The sequence below is a fragment of the Microbacterium schleiferi genome, from assembly GCF_015565955.1.
GTDB classification, from domain to species: domain Bacteria; phylum Actinomycetota; class Actinomycetes; order Actinomycetales; family Microbacteriaceae; genus Microbacterium; species Microbacterium schleiferi_A.
This window is the reverse complement of the sequence record NZ_CP064760.1, coordinates 1,287,558-1,302,319: the sequence shown is the minus strand read 5'-3', so window position 1 is coordinate 1,302,319 and position 14,762 is coordinate 1,287,558. Positions and strand designations below refer to the sequence as shown.

Below are 14,762 nucleotides of genomic sequence, written 5' to 3'. Positions count from 1 at the left end.
CGAAGCACATAGACGACATCGAATATCCGCGCTGCGTGATGGCGCGAACGCCGTCCACCGCCGGCTACGACGTGAGGGCCTCGTCGATCAGGGCGATGAGGTTCTCGGTGCCGGTGCGGATGCCGATCTGCGCCGCCCTCTCGGCCATACCCGCCCGTTCGTGGGGATCCGTCAGCAGGGGCAGGATGCGGCCCCGGACGGTCTCCGGAGTGAACTCTGCATCCGGGATCAGGATCGCCGCCCCATGCGCAACCGCCGAGGCAGCGTTCAGCGCCTGCTCCCCGTTGCCAACCGCGTACGGCACGTAGACGGCGGGGATGCCGAGCGCGCTGATCTCGCTCACCGTGGCCGCGCCCGAGCGCGAGACGATGAAGTCGCACGCCGCGAAGGCGAGGTCCATGCGGTCGACATACCGGAGCAGCGCGTAGCCCTGCTCCCCCGGATCCTCGAGGTCAGAGCGGTCGCCCGTGACGTGGAGCAGCTGCCAGCCGGCATCCAGAACGTCTCGCCACGAGGCGGAGATCGCCGTGTTCAGCCGCAACGCCCCCAGGGAGCCGCCGAACACCAGCAGCGTCGGCGCATCCGGTCGCAGACCGAAGTGGGCTGCGCCCTCCGCGCGGAGCGCAGCACGGTCGAGGACTTCGATCTCACGGCGCAACGGCATCCCGACCAGCCGGGCCCGCGGTAGCGGCGTTCCCTCGAAGGCCACACCGACACCGGCGGCGCGGCGCGCACCGAGCCGGTTCGCAAGCCCGGGTCGCGCGTTGGCCTCGTGCACCACGAACGGGATGCCAGCGCGCCGGGCCGCGACGTAGGCGGGTGCCGACGCGTAGCCCCCGAACCCGACGACGACGTCTACCCCGTGCGTCGCGATGTGTTCCCGGACCTGAGCGACGGCGCGGCGGAATCGGCCGGGAAACACGGCGGCAGTGCGATCGGGACGCCGCGGAAACGGCACCTTGTCGACAACGAGCAGTTCGTAGCCCCGCTGCGGCACGAGCCGGGCTTCCAGCCCCTCTGCGGTACCGAGGACGCGCACGTCGGCATCCGCATCCCGCGCCCGCAGGCCATCGGCAACGGCCAGCAGGGGGTTGACGTGCCCGGCGGTCCCGCCACCGGCCAGCAGGTAGGTCGTCACCGTCCGACCCTATCCCGACAGACCCATCGACGGATCGCGCACCCTGGCCACGAGCAAAGAGCGGCGCCGACCATCCCAGAGGCAGATCCCGTGCTCGGTGCGCGTCAGCGGCGAGCGGCGCCGGCGCGAGGGGCTGCCCGCCCCGTCACCGGGATCGTCCGGGCAAAGGCGAGCAGCACGCCGGTGGCCACGAGCACCGAGACGAGCGAGGTGCCGCCCTGCGACATGAACGGTAAGGGAACGCCAAGCGGCGGGAACAGCCGCAGCACGACGCCGATGTTGATGAGCGCTTGGCCGACGATCCACACGGTGATCGCACCGGCAACGATCCGCACGAACGTGTCGTCGGTCTTGCGGATGATGTGGAAGGCGCCGATGGCGTAGATTGCGAACAACCCCAGCACGACGATCGCGCCGATGAGGCCGAGCTCTTCGCCGACGATCGCGAAGATGTAGTCGCTGGATGCCGCGGGGAGCCACTCGTACTTCTCTTTCGAGTTACCGAGGCCCAGGCCGAAGATGCCGCCGCCCGCGAGCCCCCAGATGCCGTGCAGCGGCTGGTAGCAGGTGTTCAGGTAGTCGGCGGTGCAGTCGGTGTTGAAGACGCTGAGGATGCGCTCCATCCGGTTCGAGCTCGTCACCGCCAGTGCCGCCACCGCGACGATGGCCCCGAGCAACGGAATGATGAAGACTCGCAGCTTCACGCCGGAGAAGAAGAGCGCGCCGAGGGCGAGCAGGAACAGCACCATCGCGGTACCGAGATCGTGGCCCGCGAGGACCGTCGCGATCACCGCTGCCGCCACGGGAACGACCGGGATGAAGACGTGTCGCCAATCGCCCAGCAGGGTGCGCTTGCGGAACAGGATGAACCCGAGCCAGAGCGCGAGTGCGAGCTTGAGGAACTCCGAGGGCTGCGCCTGCATCCCACCGATCAGGATCCAGTTGCGGTTTCCGCCGTCCTCGACGCCGAGGGGCGTGAACACCAGGAGCTGGAACGCCGTGGTGACGATCAGCGCCGGCCACGCGATCTTCTTCCAGAAGCTCACCGGGAGCCGGCTCGCGATGAACATGAGCGGCAGCCCGATCGCGGCAAAGACTGCCTGCTTGATCACGGCGTCATACGGCGCCTGACCGGCGGCCGTTGCCGTCGCGCTGGTGGCCGAGAGCACCATGATCAGACCGAAGATCGTCAGCAGCACGGCGGTCGATGAGATGAGCAGGAACTCGCCGGCAACGGGACGAAACAACGACCCCAGAGAAACCCGGGCAGCAAGACCCCGCTTCGGCGTGGGCTCGTCAGGCTCCTGCGGAAGCGGACGGATCGGCGTCGGTGTCGCCATCGTCGCCCCTTCCCACTCGCTGCCTGACCGCCGCAGCGAACTTCTCGCCGCGGTCCGCGTAGGAGGCGAACTGGTCGAAGGATGCCGCGGCCGGTGCGAGGAGGACGACATCCCCCTCGGCCACGAGTCCGATCGCCAGGTCCACGACCTGCGCCATGACGTCCCCAGTCTCATCGGCAATGACCTCGTGCAGCGGAACGTCGGGCGCGTGTCGCTCGAACGCCGCCCGCACCGCATCCCGCTGATCGCCGATCACGATCGCCGCCTTCGCCAGCCGCCCGCGCGTCGAGACCAACGCAGCGATGTCCACGCCCTTGAGCAGTCCCCCGACGATCCAGACGGCACCGGGGTAGGCAGCGAGCGAGGATGCCGCGGCGTGCGGATTCGTGGCCTTCGAGTCATCCACCCACGTGACACCCGCAACCGTCGCGACGATTTCCATCCGATGCGGGTCCAGGCGGAACTCGCGCAGCGCGTTTGCGATGGCGGCCGGCGCCACCTCGAGGGAGCGGGCGAGGGCACTGGCGGCGAGGATGTTGGCAACGACGTGGGGGGCCGCGAGGCCGAGCTCGCGGAGTTCTTCGAGCGTCGTGAGCTCCAGAGCGCTCGTGTGTCGCTCGGCGAGGAAGGCGCGGTCCACGACGATCCCGTCGACGACGCCGAGGTCGCTCGGGCCAGGGACGCCGAGATCGAACCCGATGGCCCGCGCCCCCTCGATCACGTCAGCCGCTTCGACCATCTCGCGCGTCGCATCGTCAGCCTTGTTGTAGACGCACGCGACGCGGGCGTGGTCGTACACGTGCGCCTTCGCTGCACGGTATGCCTCGAACGACCCGTGCCACTCGAGGTGGTCGTCGGCGAGGTTCAGACAGACGGCGGCATGGGGCGACACCGGTTCCGGCGAGGACTGCAGACCGAGGTACCAGAGCTGGTGGCTGGAGAGCTCGACGACGAGAACATCGAATCCGGACGGGTCGCGAACGGCATCCAGAATCGGTGTGCCGATGTTCCCGCAGGGCACGGCCCGCAAGCCGCCGGCGACCATCATGGTCGCGGCAAGGCCCGTCGTGGTGGTCTTTCCGTTGGTGCCGGTGATCAGCACCCAGTCCGCGGGTGCGCCCCCGGGACGCAGGACCTTGTCGCGCACCCGCCAGGCCAGTTCGATGTCGCCCCAGAGCGGGATCTCGCTCTCGAGCGCCCAGCGAACGAGCGGATGCGTCGGACTGAACCCCGGCGAGGCGATGACGACCTCGGGGTCGAAGTCGAGCAGCTCTGCCGGCGGCGCGCTGAGAGATCCGATCGAGGATCGAACGCCGATGACGGGCAGCAGCCGCTCGTAGGCCGGATCGGCGGACTCGGCGAGGACGAGCACGTCTGCTCCGAGCTCGGCGAGCGTATCGGCGACCGAGAAGCCGGTCATGGACAGCCCGAGGACGGCGACGCGCAGACCGCGCCAGTCGGCGTGCCAGCTCGTCAGCCCGTCCAGCCGCGCGGCAACCGTTTCGCCGCCGGTCATGTGCGCGCGAGCCATTCGACGTAGAAGAAGCCGACACCGGTGACGGCCAGGCCCGCGGCGATGATCCACATCCGGATGACGATGTTGGTCTCAGACCACCCCCGCATCTCGAGATGGTGGTGGAAGGGACTCATCAGGAACAGGCGTTTGCCGCGGGTGATCTTGAAGTACACGCGCTGCAAGATGACGGAGCCGGGGCCGATGATGAATGCTCCGGCGGTGAGCGCCGTGAGGATCTCGGTGTGCGAGAGGATCGAGACCGCGGCGATGACGCCACCGATGGCCATGGATCCGACATCCCCCATGAAGACCTGAGCCTTCGGCGCGTTCCACCACAGGAACCCGACCAGCGACGCGGCGAAGGTCGCGGAGATGATCGTCAGGTCGAGCGGATCCCTGGTTTGGTAGCACGCCTGCTGATAGGCCGCGACGAGATCCTCCCCACGCAGCGCTGCTGGAACTGCCAGAACGTCGTGAGACTCATGGCGCCGATCGTGAACACGCCGACACCGGTGGCAAGCCCGTCGAGACCGTCGGTGACGTTCGTGCTGTTCGACCAGGCGACACCGATGAAGCTGATCCAGGCGATGTAGAGCAGGATGCCGATCGCAACCGGCAGCGCCAGGAAGTTCAACACCGAGATGTCGCGGAAGACCGAGACGTATGCCGTCGCGGGGTTTGGCCCTGGGCATCCGGGAACTGGAGGGCCACGATCGCCCACGGCACGATCACGATCACCTGACCGACGATCTTGCGCCAGCCCGACAGACCGAGGCTGCGCTGACTACGCAGCTTCATGTAGTCGTCGATGAAGCCGACGAGAGCGAAGCCCACCATCATCCAGATCACGAGGAAACCCGAGATCGTCGGTGGATTGCCGCCGGCGTACGTTCCGATCAGGTACGCAATGGTCGTGCCGCCGACGAAGATGACGCCACCCATCGTCGGCGTCCCCCGCTTGAGTTCGTGCTGGGGGTTGTTTCCCGCGTCAGGGGTACGGATGACCTGACCCCAGCCCCATCGGCGGAACAGACGGAGAAAGACCGGTGTGAGAAAGAGCGAGAACGACAGGGCGATCGCCGACGCCATCAGGAGTGATCTCACGAGAAGGATTCTCCCAGACGGTCGCCGAGGTGCCGGAGCCCCGCGGAGTTGGAGGACTTCACGAGCACCCGATCGCCGTCGCGCAACTCCGACATGAGGTACTCGTAGGCGTCGTCAGCCGTTTCGAAGAAGACGGCTTCGCCGTCCCACGAGCCCTCGCTGATCGCCGAGAGATACAGCCGCCGCGCGGCGGAGCCGATGACGACGATGCGTTGGATGCGTAGCCGCACCGCGAGCAGGCCGACGCGGTCGTGCTCCTCCCCCGCATACTCGCCGAGCTCGCTCATCGCGCCGAGAACCGCGACCGTGCGCTGATCCGGTCCCGTAATCTGCGCGAGCGTACGCAGCGCCGCCGCCATGGAGTCCGGGCTCGCGTTGTAGGCATCGTTGATGATGCGCACGCGGTCCGACCCCATCGGTTGCATCCGCCACCGCTCGGCCAACTCCATCGTCTCGAGCCGCTCGAGGCAGGCCTCCGGACCGATGCCGAGGCTTGTCGCCGCAGCGATGGCGGCCAGCGCGTTCATGACGTGGTGTTCGCCGAGGACGCGAAGGACAACGGGGAACACGTCACCGTCGATGATGGCGCGGAATCGTGTTCCCTCGGGCGTGACCTCGACGTCTTCGGCACGAACCTCGGCAGCCGAACCCCGCCCGAACCATCGGACTGTCGCGCCCCGTTCGGCGGCGATTCCCGCCATCGCGGCGACGCGCGGATCGTCGGCGTTCAACACCGCGACGCCCCCGGGCCGCACGGCGTGGATGAGCTGCGACTTCTCGACGAACGTCGACTCGATGCCACCGAAGCCTCCGGCGTGGGCCATGCCGACCATGAGCACGACCCCGACATCGGGGTGGACGAGCCCGGCAAGACGCGCGATCTCTCCCGGAGCGCTGGCCCCGAACTCGCTCACGAGATAGCGGGTGCGCTCGGTGACGCGCAGCATCGTCAGCGGCGCGCCGACGTCGTTGTTGAAGGATGCCTGCGGCGCGACGGTCTCATCCTCGGCCTCGAGGATGAGCGCCAGCATGTTCTTGGTCGTCGTCTTACCGTTGGACCCCGTGATTCCGACGATCTGAAGAGCGCCCCGCGACCGAACCTCACGCACGACGAATCGGGCGAGGTCTGCCAGGGCGTGGACCGCACCGGGGACGACGATCTGGGTGATGGCAGCATCCACGCGACGCTCGACGATGGCGAGCACGGCACCCCGCTCCATCGCGGCAGGAATGAAGTCGTGACCGTCGGCATGCTCGCCGGGCTTGGCGACGAAGATGTCCCCGGGACCGATGAGCCGGGAGTCGGTGTCGACGGTGCCGGAAACGACAGTGTCAGCGGAATCGGCGCCGCGGAGCACAAGGGTGCCGCCGAGGACATCGGCGATTCGGGACAGAGTCAGACTGATCATGCGCGGGGAGCGTGCCGTTGGGATCAGCCGAAGGTCGGGAGATCGGGTGAGGCGGAGTTCGAAGGCATGATCCGGTAGGTCTTGAGCACCTGGGTCATCGCCTCACGGAACGCCGGAGCGTTGGCACTAGACGACTTTATCGTGGACGGCTCGTCGAGCGTCACCACGACGACATACTGGGGATCATCGGCCGGCGCGAAGCCCGCGATCGTCGTGAAGTACGAACCGACCTTGTAGGTACCGGCGCCCGGGTCGACCTTCTCGGCCGTTCCGGTCTTGAGCGCGAGCCGGTAGCCGGCAATGCCGACCTTCTCCGAGACCGATCCCTTCGTGGCGACGTTCTCGAGCATGTCGGTGACCTGCCGCGCCGCCTCGGGGCTGATCACCTGCGCGGGCTCGCCGTTGTCGGGGGTGGTGACGGTCCCGTCAGCAGCCGTGCAGGACTCGACGAGGCGCAGCGGCAACTTCAGTCCGCCGTTGGCGATCGCCTGATAGGCGTTCGCCAGTTCGGGAATCGTCGTGGTCAGGCCCTGACCGTAGGAGGTGTTGTACTTCGTCTGGTTGTCCCACTGGCTCGGGTCGCGCACGAGGCCGTTCGCTTCGCCGAGGAAGTCGACATCCGTCCCCTGCCCGATCCCGAATCTCGTGAGGTAGTCGAAACGGGCCTGGTCGCTCATCATTCCGGCGAAGGTGGAGATACCGACGTTTGAGGAGTTCACGAGCACGCCGTTGAGGGTGTAGTCGTAGTCCGGGTGCTGCAGGTCATCACGAACGCTCGCACCGTTGTCGAAGGTCTGCCGGAAGGGGACGTGGACGACCGAGAACGGGTTCGCGGTACCGGAGTCGACGAGCATCGCCGCCGACAGCGCCTTGAAGGTCGAACCGGGCTCGAAGGTATTGCGGAAGATCCGGCTTGCGCGATCTGATTCATCGACGGATGTCGGGGCATTCGGATCGACGGTCGGGTATTCGGCTGCCGCGCGGATCGCGCCGGTCTTGACCTCGACCACGAAGATCGCACCGCTCAGTGCTCCGGTGTTCTGCGTCTGCTCGGCGATCAACTGCTGGAGATACCAGTTCAGATCGCGGTTGATCGTCAGTTGCAGCGTCCCGCCGTCGACGGCGGGGATTTCCGTCATGGTCCCCGGGATGATGACGCCGTCACCCCCGCGCTGGTAGCGGATTTCCCCGTCGGTCGAGGCAAGGCATCCGTTCTGGGAAACCTCCAGGCCCGCGAGCGGAGTGCCATCGGACCCCACGAAGCCCACGAGGTTACCCCCGACCGCACCATCGGGGTACGTACGCGCGGGGTGGGGGAAAGCCGCGAAGTAGGGAATGTTCATGTCCGCCAGTTCGCGATACTGCGCCGTCGTCAGGCCGCGCGTGAGCATCGCGTATCGACTGTCGGGGTTCTCGGCGAGGGCCGCGGCGACGATTCCCTGAATTTCCTCGGCGCTCTGGCCCGTCACGGCACCGATCTCGGCGGAGATCGTCTCCCACGGCACCGTGACCTTCTCGCCGTTGATCTCACGGTCGATGGGACCCACGAGCTTCGGGTCCAGCTGCGCGTCATAGAGCACGATGCTGCCGGCGAGGGTCGCACCGTTCTCGTCGACGATCGCGCCGCGGCTTCCGTAGGTCTCCTGCGAGCCGGAGAGTCCCAGCTCGAGCGACTGCGCGATGTGTTCCTTCGCATTGACGACCTGGATGTCCACGAGACGGATGACGAAGGCACCGATGACTGCCAGAACCATGAACATGGCGACAACGGTGCGACGCCGTGGGCTGCGGTTGCTTCGTCCGGTCATCGTCTGCTGCGTCCGGTCATCGCGTCGTGGGGGTCGGCAAGCCGTCGGAGAGCGCGGGCGGGGTGACCGACTGTCCGGCCTCATCCGTGACCTCGACGGGGACCCCCTCGATCGTCGCGGCGGGGTCAGTGACCAAGGGAGTCTGGGTGATGAGGGCGTTTGCCACTGCTCCCCTTCCGACAGCGTCGATGGATGACTGCCAGCCCGCGGCCTGCGAGGCTCCCACCAGCGCTCCATCCGACAGGCGGAGGAAGGTTGGCGCTTCGCTGATGACCATACCCAGGGCAGACGCGTTTGCCGCGAGGTACTGCGGCGAGCTGAGACCTGCGACCTCGTCGTACAGGATCTGCCGGTCCCAGGTGAGCTGTCGCTGCTGCGACGTCAGGGTCGAGATCGCGTACGTGTCCTGCGTGGTCAGAATCGAGACCACCATCTGCGCGGCAACGATCGCCGCCGCGCCGAGCACCGCGACGATGCCGTACGCCAGCCGGGGACGACGTCGCGTCGCCGTGCGCTCGACGGGACGCAGGCGGGGGGCGCGGGTGTCGGCGGGCCGAGGACTCGGTGCGAACTCGTCAAGGGCTGCCAGCAGGTCCGCGCTCATGCGGCATCCTTCACTCGTTCGGCCGCGCGCAGGCGCACAGGGGTGGCACGGGGGTTACGCAGCTTCTCGTCGTCCGAGGCCATTTCCGCTCCCTTGACGACGAGGCGGAACTGCGGAGCATGCTCAGGAAGCTCGACAGGCAGGCCTGCGGGCGCGGTCGAGCGCACCGCTTGAGCAAGGACGCGCTTGACGAGACGATCCTCCAGAGACTGGTAGGACATGACGACGAGGCGGCCACCGACAGCCAACGCATCCAGCGCCGCCGGCAGTGCCGTCTCGAGCGCCGCGAGTTCCGCGTTCACCTCGATGCGCAGGGCCTGGAAGACGCGCTTGGCGGGGTGGCCGGCGTTCTTGAGGGCTGCGGGAGTCGCCTTCTGCAGGATCTCGACGAGCTGACCCGACCGCTCGATGGGCTCCTGCCCACGCGCCTGGATGATGGCTCGCGCATACCGTCCAGCGAGCTTCTCTTCGCCGTAGCGCTCGAAGATCCGCCGCAGGTCGCCCTCGCCGTACGTCGCCAGAACCGCGGCGGCCGTCACTCCCCCGGACTGATCCATCCGCATGTCCAGCGGGGCATCCTGGGCGTAAGCGAAACCACGGTCCGCGACATCCAGTTGCAGGGACGAGACGCCCAGGTCGAAGAGGATCCCGTCGACGCGAGCGAAGCCGCACTCTTCGATCGCTCCGGCAATGCCGTCGTAGACGGTGTGAACGGGGCGGAGGCGATCACCGAACCGCGCAAGGCGCTCCGAGGCGATGCGCAGGGCGTCGGTGTCGCGATCGAGACCGATCACCGTCAGCGCCGGGAACCGTTCCAGCAGCGCCTCGGTGTGGCCCCCCATGCCGAGGGTCGCATCCACCACGACGGGGCTGTCTCCACCGAGAGCGGGAGCCAGCAGCTCGATGCAGCGCTCGAGCAAAACGGGGGTGTGGATGTCGCGCAGGTCCATGATGTCGGGCCGGACCACTGGGCTCTGATCCCCATCCGCTGAAGACCTGGCGCCGGGGAAGTGCGTCAGGGCCCCGCAGATGGGCATCACAACCGAGGGTCAGAACAGGCCGGGAATCACCTCCTGCTCCATCTCCGAGTAGGTCGCTTCGTTTCCTTCGAGGTAGTCGTTCCAGGCCTGCGCGTCCCAGATCTCGGCGTGAGCGCCGACACCCGTGACCACGAGCTCGCGCTCGAGACCGGCGTAGGCCCGCAGTGGCGGCGGGATGGTGATGCGGTTCTGGCTGTCGGGAGTTTCAGCACTCGCTCCCGACAGGAACATGCGCAGAAAGTCGCGCGCCTGCTTGTTGGTCAGCGGGGCTTCGCGGATGCGGTCATGGACGCGCTCGAACTCGTCAGCGGCGAAGACATAGAGGCAGCGCTCTTGTCCGCGCGTCACGACGATGCCGGCGCCGAGATCGTCGCGGAACTTGGACGGCAAGATGACGCGTCCTTTGTCGTCGAGCTTCGGAGTGTGAGTCCCCAGCAGCATCCCGCGTCACCCCCCTTCGTCCGGCCCCTCCAGGTTGCACGCCACTTTACTCCACTTCCCTCCACTTTGTCACCACTTTCCTGGCACACTGCTCCCCCGAAGCCCCCGAGGGCGCGCCGGACGGACGGAACGGAGCGTCGGCTGGCGAGCGCTGGCGGCGCCCGAGAGCAGCCGTTAACGACGAAACGCCGACCCGAAGGTCGGCGTTCGGTGGCCCCGACGGGGGCCTAGGTAAGGGTGGGGGCTGTGGCGTGGAGCGGAGTGGAGGGCTCTTCGGGCCTCCGGTCAGTGACCTTCCTGGCGGCGGTCCCAGCGTTCGTTCATGCGATCCATGAAGCTTGCACTGGTGCGGCTGGCAGCGGGAGCCTGCTCCGTGCGTACCTGGTCGCCATCGGCGCGCTTTGCCGGTGTAACGGCGACGATGACGCCGGCGATCATGGCGAGGAATCCGAGAACACCGACGACGATCAGCTGCAGTGCCACGCCGACGATGAGGGCGCCGATGCCGGCGAGAACCAAGATCGTGCCGTACACGACATTGCGGTAGGAGAGACCACCGCCGCCGCCGGACGCCGAAACGACATCCGCGTCGTTGCGCATGAGATGGCGCTCCATCTCGTCGAGCAGACGCTGCTCCTGTTCGGAGAGTGGCATGAGATCCCCCTCGGGCTGGATCGGTGGCACGATTCTACGCGCGCCGTCGATTACTAGGCTAGGCCCGTGTCAGTAGGTAGTGATGCGGTTGCGGCAGTTTCTCAGCGAGTCGAAGATTTCCTGGAGGTCCGGGAGGCCGAGGCTGAGCTGTTCGGCGACGAAGCGATCTTGCTGCACGGGGCCGGCGCCGACGCCGTGAGAGGCGGCAAGCGCCTGCGTGCCCGGTTCTGCTTCGCCGGCTGGCGCGCGGTCCGTGAGCACACCGGTGCGGACCTGACGCCGACCGACGACGTGCTGGCGACGGCCGCGGCGCTCGAGGTGTTCCACGCCGCCGCCCTCGTGCACGATGACATCGTCGACAACTCCGATACTCGCCGTGGCCGCCCCGCCGCGCATCGCGCGCTCGAGGCCGCCCATCGCGAGCGAGGCTGGGTCGGTGACCCCGCCCGGTTTGGACGGTCGGGTGCGCTACTGCTCGGCGACCTTCTGGTGGCGTGGAGCGATGACCTCCTCGAGGAGGGGCTTGCCGCCGCGGATCCAGCTGCCGCATCGGCCAGCCGCCGGGAGTTCGCCCTGATGCGCCGCGAGGTGACGATCGGTCAGTTCCTGGACGTGGCCGAGGAGTCGGCCTACGTGACGGAGGCCGACGATCGCCACGCCGAGCGCGCCCTGCGCGTCGCATCGCTGAAGTCGGCGCGATACAGCATCCAGCAGCCCCTCGTCATCGGGGCCGCGATCGCCGGCGCGGATGCGACGCAGCGAGCGGCCCTCATCGCCTTCGGTCACCCGGTCGGCATGGCGTTCCAACTGCGGGATGACGTCCTCGGGGTCTTCGGTGACGCTGAATCGACGGGCAAGCCATCGGGCGACGACCTCCGCGAAGGCAAGCGCACGGTTCTGGTCGCCTACACACGGGAAGCCCTCTCGCCCGGGTCGCGGCGCCTGTTCGATGAGATGCTCGGCGATCCGACCCTCGAGCCGGAGCAGATCGCGGCGATGCAGCAGACCATCCGCGAGACCGGTGCACTGGAGCGGGTCGAAGCGCTCATCGCCGACTACACGCGCAGGGCCGAGCGTGCGCTCTCAGGCGTGCCGCTCGGACATCGCTCTGTCAGTGAACTCCGGGACCTCGCCCGCGCAGCGACAGTGCGGACCACCTGAGGGCGGATCACCTGAGGGGATCACGGCCGAGCCCGGGACCTCGAGCGCGTGCCTGCACTGAGGCGAGCGCCTGCACTCACGCGAGTGTTTGGGCGACCCGTCGAACCTCGCTCTTGCGCCCGGCCCGAAGCGCCTCGATCGGAGCCACGCCGATCGTGTCATCGAGCGTGAGCATCCAGTCGATTGCTTCGTCGTCGCTGAATCCGACGTCGTGGAGCACAATGATGGTCCCGCGCAGCGACGGCAGCGGGCGGCCGTCCATGATGAACACCGCCGGCACCGCGAAGGCGCCGTGGCGCTTGGAGCCGATCAGCTGCGACTCGTCCAGCAGACGGCGCACGCGACCGAGCGGTTCGCCGATCACCTCGACGAGGTCGGGCATCGTGAGCCAGGCGGTTTCGGTAACAGGGGATGGGATGGTCACGACAGCCATGATCTCACCACGAGCGCGCTCCTTCACCGCTCTCCCCCGCCCGTCGAAGCCGAAGACTGCTCGGCCGCTTCTGTGAGCCGCTCCCAGGCCAGGCCGCTCGCGCTCCGTAGACTCGGTCCGTGAGCACCAGCGCGCAAACCGATCCGTTGATCGGCCGTCTCGTCGACGGCCGATACCGGGTGCGCGCCCGCATCGCCCGCGGTGGCATGGCCACCGTCTATGTCGCAACGGATCTGCGCCTGGAGCGACGCGTCGCTCTCAAGGTCATGCACGGGCACCTGAGCGATGACACGGTTTTCCAGAGTCGGTTCATCCAGGAGGCCCGCGCTGCCGCGCGCCTCGCCGACCCGCACGTCGTGAACGTCTTCGACCAGGGCAGCGACGGCGAGATCGCGTATCTCGTCATGGAGTACCTGCCCGGCATCACCTTGCGCGAGTTGCTCCGCGAAGAGAAGCGGTTGACCGTCCCGCAGACGATTTCGATCATGGATGCCGTGCTCTCCGGCCTTGCCGCAGCCCACCGAGCCGGCATCATCCACCGCGACGTCAAACCCGAGAACGTGCTGCTGGCAGAGGACGGCCGCATCAAGATCGGCGACTTCGGCCTTGCGCGGGCGACGAGCGCGAACACGGCAACGGGCGCGCAGCTCATGGGCACGATCGCCTACCTCGCACCCGAGCTGGTCACCCGCGGGACCGCCGACGCCCGAAGCGACATCTACAGCCTCGGCATCATGCTCTACGAGATGCTCACGGGTGAGCAGCCCTATCGCGGTGAGCAGCCGATGCAGATCGCGTTTCAGCACGCCACCGACTCGGTCCCCCGCCCGAGCGTCAAGAACCCCGGAGTTCCCGAGCAGCTGGATGAGCTCGTGCTGTGGTCGACGGAGAAGAAGCCCGACGATCGCCCCGCCGACGCGATGGAGATGCTGCAGCGGCTGCGAGAGATCGAGCGCAGCCTCGGCATCTCGCCGAACATCGTCGCGGCGGCGACGTCGGGATTGATCGACCGCGAGGATCCCAGCGAGCTCACGAAGGTTCTTCCGGCGACGACCGGAAACCTCACCCTGCCCGGCGCCGAGATCGACAACGCGGCGCGCCTGCGGCGCTCGGCGACTCGCCAAGGCGCGCGCACCGCGTGGATCGTGGCGGTCGTCATCCTTCTCGCGGCACTCGCCGCCGGCGTCGGCTGGTGGTTCGGGTCAGGGCCGGGGTCACAGGTGCCCGTCCCTGCCGTCGCAGGACTCGACTATGAGAGTGCGGCTGACGCGATCACGGCGCAGAACCTCGTTCCCGAACAGGTCGGCGAAAACAGCCTGGAGGTCGAACAGGGCCTCGTCATCCGCACCGACCCTCCGGTCGGCGAACGCGTCGACAAGGAGTCGACTGTCCAGGTCATCGTGTCGCTCGGACCCGCTCAGCACGACATCCCGGCCGTGGCCGGTCAGCCCGCCACCGAGGCCCGCGCGACGCTCACCGGCTATCAGCTCATCGTCACCGAACCCGACGCCGAGCTGTTCTCCGACGCCGCCGCCGGGACGGTCGTCGCCGTCTCGCTCACACCGCGCCTGGGCGGGGATGCGGTCAACTGCACGGACGGCTGCACGGCGTTCGAAGGCGACACCGTCACCATGACCGTCTCACTGGGCCCGGTGCCGGATGTTCGTGGCATGTCGGTTGCAGCAGCCACGCAGACGCTCGAAGACGCGGGCCTGGGCGTGTCGGGCGAAACCATCGACCAGTACGACAACGACGTCGCCGCCGGCGAGGTCATCGGCATTGCCGATCACCCGGATGGCGGGCAGTGGCGACCCGGCGACACTGTGACGCTCGTCGTGTCTAAGGGTGTCCAGCCGGTCGAGGTGCCTGCCGTCATCGGGCTGTCGGTGCGGGACGCGGTCACCGTGCTCGAAGATGCCGGATTCCAGGCCGAGACGGCACTGCCCGAGGGAAGCCTCTGGGACGTCTTCCGCGTCAACGAAATCGATCCGCGAGCGGGCACCTTCCATGTGCCCGGAACCGTCATCACGATCACCGACATCGGGATCGCGGGCGGTAACGGCGGCGGGAACGGCTGACGCCGCCCGTCACCTCACGGCGAACCCCGACACGGC

At 67.8% G+C, this 14,762-nt stretch carries 12 protein-coding genes and 1 pseudogene; 2 read left to right on the top strand and 11 right to left on the bottom strand.

The annotated features are described in order from the left end of the window. Nucleotides 1–64 precede the first annotated feature (64 nt). The 10 genes and pseudogenes from IT882_RS06175 to IT882_RS06130 form a co-directional block, all read right to left on the bottom strand. The gene (locus IT882_RS06175) at nt 65–1,138 is read right to left on the bottom strand and encodes a UDP-N-acetylglucosamine--N-acetylmuramyl-(pentapeptide) pyrophosphoryl-undecaprenol N-acetylglucosamine transferase (protein WP_195693602.1); all 1,074 of its coding nucleotides are present in this window, start codon (nt 1,136–1,138) and stop codon (nt 65–67) included. Between the two features lie 104 nt (nt 1,139–1,242). Continuing rightward, nucleotides 1,243–2,478, bottom strand: coding sequence for a putative lipid II flippase FtsW (gene ftsW, locus IT882_RS06170; protein WP_195693601.1), 1,236 nt, complete (start codon nt 2,476–2,478; stop codon nt 1,243–1,245). Continuing rightward, nucleotides 2,435–3,994 carry a UDP-N-acetylmuramoyl-L-alanine--D-glutamate ligase gene (gene murD, locus IT882_RS06165; RefSeq protein ID WP_195693600.1) on the bottom strand — a complete coding sequence of 520 codons (1,560 nt, stop codon included), beginning with the start codon at nt 3,992–3,994 and terminating at the stop codon, nt 2,435–2,437. Before murD ends, ftsW begins: the two co-directional genes overlap by 44 nt. Continuing rightward, nucleotides 3,991–5,098: pseudogene (mraY, locus tag IT882_RS06160) on the bottom strand (phospho-N-acetylmuramoyl-pentapeptide-transferase). The gene murD and the pseudogene mraY overlap by 4 nt, the downstream one beginning before the upstream one ends. Beyond that, nucleotides 5,095–6,507 carry a UDP-N-acetylmuramoyl-tripeptide--D-alanyl-D-alanine ligase gene (locus IT882_RS06155; RefSeq protein ID WP_195693599.1) on the bottom strand — a complete coding sequence of 471 codons (1,413 nt, stop codon included), beginning with the start codon at nt 6,505–6,507 and terminating at the stop codon, nt 5,095–5,097. Before IT882_RS06155 ends, mraY begins: the two are co-directional and overlap by 4 nt. A 23-nt stretch (nt 6,508–6,530) precedes the next feature. Then, entirely contained in the window at nt 6,531–8,315 is a 1,785-nt protein-coding gene (locus IT882_RS06150; RefSeq protein WP_195693598.1) for a peptidoglycan D,D-transpeptidase FtsI family protein, read from the bottom strand. Nucleotides 8,316–8,331: 16 nt separating this feature from the next. Further along, complete coding sequence (locus IT882_RS06145) at nt 8,332–8,919, bottom strand: hypothetical protein (protein WP_195693597.1); 588 nt, start codon at nt 8,917–8,919, stop codon at nt 8,332–8,334. After that, nucleotides 8,916–9,869 carry a 16S rRNA (cytosine(1402)-N(4))-methyltransferase RsmH gene (rsmH, locus tag IT882_RS06140; RefSeq protein ID WP_195694147.1) on the bottom strand — a complete coding sequence of 318 codons (954 nt, stop codon included), beginning with the start codon at nt 9,867–9,869 and terminating at the stop codon, nt 8,916–8,918. Before rsmH ends, IT882_RS06145 begins: the two co-directional genes overlap by 4 nt. 99 nt (nt 9,870–9,968) lie before the next feature. After that, a complete protein-coding gene (mraZ, locus tag IT882_RS06135) occupies nt 9,969–10,400 on the bottom strand; it encodes a division/cell wall cluster transcriptional repressor MraZ (protein WP_195693596.1) in 432 nt (143 codons plus the stop codon). Nucleotides 10,401–10,685: 285 nt separating this feature from the next. Next, nucleotides 10,686–11,054 (bottom strand): DUF3040 domain-containing protein, encoded by a 369-nt coding sequence (locus IT882_RS06130; protein ID WP_195693595.1) that lies wholly within the window; start codon nt 11,052–11,054, stop codon nt 10,686–10,688. Between the two features lie 66 nt (nt 11,055–11,120). Between IT882_RS06130 and IT882_RS06125 the strand changes: the two genes are divergently transcribed. Continuing rightward, the gene (locus IT882_RS06125; protein WP_195693594.1) at nt 11,121–12,215 is read left to right on the top strand and encodes a polyprenyl synthetase family protein; all 1,095 of its coding nucleotides are present in this window, start codon (nt 11,121–11,123) and stop codon (nt 12,213–12,215) included. 76 nt (nt 12,216–12,291) lie between these two features. On the opposite strand, the gene IT882_RS06120 is transcribed toward IT882_RS06125, so the two are convergent. Further along, nucleotides 12,292–12,633 (bottom strand): Rv2175c family DNA-binding protein, encoded by a 342-nt coding sequence (locus tag IT882_RS06120; protein WP_418887783.1) that lies wholly within the window; start codon nt 12,631–12,633, stop codon nt 12,292–12,294. Nucleotides 12,634–12,767: 134 nt separating this feature from the next. Between IT882_RS06120 and pknB the strand changes: the two genes are divergently transcribed. Next, nucleotides 12,768–14,726, top strand: a complete 1,959-nt coding sequence (pknB, locus tag IT882_RS06115) for a Stk1 family PASTA domain-containing Ser/Thr kinase (protein WP_195693593.1) — start codon at nt 12,768–12,770, stop codon at nt 14,724–14,726. The last annotated feature ends 36 nt before the right edge of the window (nt 14,727–14,762 follow it).